The sequence below is a fragment of the Paraburkholderia sp. genome, from assembly GCF_035948235.1.
Taxonomy (GTDB): domain Bacteria; phylum Pseudomonadota; class Gammaproteobacteria; order Burkholderiales; family Burkholderiaceae; genus Paraburkholderia.
Map to the genome: position 1 here is coordinate 1 of NZ_DASZJJ010000251.1, position 2,526 is coordinate 2,526.

Genomic DNA, 2,526 nt, shown 5'->3' on the forward strand with positions numbered 1-2,526 from the left:
GTCGATTGTCGTGCAGCTTTCTGCTGCTTGCTTGTTATAGGCGCGGTCGATTCGATCGACTCTGGCTGCCGCGCGCCTTAAGCGCTGCGGCGAACCACAATTTAGCCTGGGCGGGGCGCGAGCGCAAAGGATTTAGCGGCCCGGCGCGGCGTGCGCGCCACGCCTGCCCGCATGGCGCTGCGGCCGCCATTCTCATGTAACATCGGCAGGCAGCGATTGCCGGGCGCCATCGAACGATCCACCGCAGAGCGATCCATCGCCGTACGAACCGAACCTCCCGAGGCCCCCCACTCCCCGATGAAGTCCCCTTCCGGCCGCAAACCTCCCCCGCGTCTCGTCGCACGCTTCGTGGCGATTTCGTGGCGCGACCTGGCTGTCTCGTTCGGCCCCATCCTGCTGGTGAGCGTGGCGGCCATCTGGCTCGCCGTGCGGCTGATCCAGCCCGCGCCGCCCAGCACGCTGACGATGAGCGCCGGCCCCAAGGGCAGCACTTTCTGGAACGCCGCGCAGAAGTACAAGACGATCCTTGCGCGCAACAACATCACGCTCAACGTGCTCGAATCGGAAGGCTCGGCGCAGAATCTCGCGCGCCTGTCCGACCCGTCTTCGCATGTCGATGTCGCCTTCGTGCAGGACGGTCTGGCGAACAAGGTGCCCGAGGGGCTCGTGTCGCTGGGCAGCGTGGCCTACGTGCCGCTCGCGGTGTTCTATCACGGGCCGCCCGTCACGCGTCTGTCGCAGTTCGAAGGCGAGCGTCTGGCCATCGGCGCGGAAGGCAGCGGCACACGCGAACTCGCGCTTGCGCTGCTCAAGGCCAATGGCATCGAACCCGGCGGCAAGACACAACTGCTGCCGCTGTCCGGCGACGACGCCGCGCACGCGCTCGTGGAAGGCAAAATCGACGTGGCGTTTCTCGCCGGCGATTCCGCGCAGCCGCCGGTCATGGGGCGCCTGATGCGCATGCCGGGCGTGCGCTTTTTCGACTTCGCCCAGGCCGACGCCTATGCGCGCCGCTTCCCCTATCTCACGGCGATCACGATCCCGATGGGCGCATTCGACTTCGGGCGCAACCTGCCCGCCGCGCCCCTGCATTTCATCGCGCCAACAGCCGAACTGGTCGCGCGCGATTCGCTCCACCCGGCGCTCTCCGACCTGCTTGTCGACGCCGCCAAGGAAGTCCACGGACGCTCGACGCTGCTGCAGCGCGCGGGCGAATTCCCCGCGCCGCGCGCGCAGGATTTCCCGATCAGCGACGATGCCGCGCGTTACTACAAGTCGGGCAAGAGCTTCCTCTACCGTCTGCTGCCATTCTGGCTCGCGAGTCTGGCCGACCGGCTGCTCGTCGTGCTGGTGCCGATCATCGTCGTGCTGATCCCGGGGCTGCGTCTCGTGCCTGGGCTCTACGCGTGGCGGGTAAAATCGCGCATCTATCGCTGGTACGGTTCGCTCATTGCGCTGGAGCGCGCCGCGCTCGCCGACAATACGCCGGAAGAGCGGCGCGCGCTCATGCGCCAGCTCGACAAGATCGAGGAGTCGGTGAACGGCATGAAGATGCCGCTCGCCTATGCGGGACAGTTTTACGTGCTGCGCGAGCATATCGGTTTCGTGCGCGAACGGCTGCTGGCCGTGCGCGAAAAGCTCGAAGCGACGCGCGGCGAAGCGCCTGCGGGCGCCGAAGACAAACTGGACGAAGCCGCAGACAAGGACGGCGCCCCGGACGGCGGCATTTAGGCAGGACAAATGCTCTGGGGCGGCAGTGCGGAAAGTCCCGAGGTAAAAAGGCAGCACGCAGGACTGGATACGATCAATACTCGAACGACGGGCCGCCGGTGCGGTCCGCATGAAGCCCATTTCGGAGGAACAGCATGATCCGCGGCATCGACGCCAACCAGCCGGCCTGGTTCTACGACTTCGTGTCGCCGTTCTCGTACCTGCTGCTGGAGCAGTACGACAAGTGGCCGGGCTTCGACTTCGTGCCGACGCCGGTCCTGCTTAGCGACCTCTACCGTCATTGGGGCACGCCGTACGGCGGCGCGATCCCCGCCAAGCGCATCTTCACCTATCGCCACGCGCTGTTTCGCGCGGAACAGCTCGGCATTCCGCTGAAGATGCCGCCTGCGCATCCGTTCGACTCGGTCAAGCCGATGCTGCTGGCGATCGCCGCGGGCGGCGAATTCGCCTGCGTGCGCGAGATCTTCCGCTTCATCTGGCGCGAAGGCCGCGACCCGTCGACTGACGAAGGCTTCGAGCAGTTGTGCGAGCGCGTGGGCATCGCGCACGGCGAGGCGCTGATCGAAGAGGAAGCCGTGCGCGCGCAACTGCGCCGCTTCACCAACGACGCGATCTCGATGGGGGTGTTCGGCGTGCCGACCTTCTGGATGAACAAACAGCTCTTCTGGGGCGAGGACGCGCTGCCGATGGTGCTCTACGTGGCGCGCTCGCCGAACTGGCTCGATTCGCGCGAGGTCAAGCGCATCAGCACGCTGCCTTCGGGGCTGGCCAAGCCGGAAACGGCTTGAATCCAGC

General features: G+C 66.3%; 2 protein-coding genes. Both read left to right on the forward strand.

Annotated features, from left to right (window positions below; genetic code table 11):
* The first annotated feature begins 297 nt into the window (after nucleotides 1–297).
* Complete coding sequence (locus tag VG320_RS21980; protein WP_327202178.1) at nucleotides 298–1,731, forward strand: TAXI family TRAP transporter solute-binding subunit; 1,434 nt, start codon at nucleotides 298–300, stop codon at nucleotides 1,729–1,731.
* A gap of 134 nt (nucleotides 1,732–1,865) precedes the next feature.
* Complete coding sequence (locus VG320_RS21985; RefSeq protein WP_327202179.1) at nucleotides 1,866–2,519, forward strand: 2-hydroxychromene-2-carboxylate isomerase; 654 nt, start codon at nucleotides 1,866–1,868, stop codon at nucleotides 2,517–2,519.
* Nucleotides 2,520–2,526 lie beyond the last annotated feature (7 nt).